At 55.8% G+C, this 371-nt stretch carries 1 rRNA gene; it reads right to left on the reverse strand.

The window, feature by feature from the left end:
* Positions 1-361, reverse strand: a 23S ribosomal RNA gene (locus AC6CHQ_RS16370); the annotation flags it as partial.
* Positions 362-371: the final 10 nt, after the last annotated feature.

Raw genomic sequence — 371 nt, forward strand, 5'->3', positions numbered from 1 at the left:
GGCGGGCCTTTCCAGGCCGCTTCACCTCACGCATCCCTTTGTAACTCCAAAGGAGTGTCCTACAACCCCAGGAAGCAAGCTTCCTGGTTTGGGCTAATCCCGTTTCGCTCGCCGCTACTTGGGGAATCGATTTTTCTTTCTCTTCCTCCGGGTACTAAGATGTTTCAGTTCCCCGGGTGTGCCCCGACTGCGCTATGTATTCACGCAGCCGTACTGCCCCATTACGGGCAGTGGGTTTCCCCATTCGGAAATCTCCGGATCAAAGCTCACTTACAGCTCCCCGGAGCATATCGGTGTTCGTTCCGTCCTTCATCGGCTCCTAGTGCCAAGGCATCCACCGTGCGCCCTTCCTAACTTCACCTCTAAAGACC

The sequence above is a fragment of the Bhargavaea sp. GQ12 genome, from assembly GCF_059758705.1.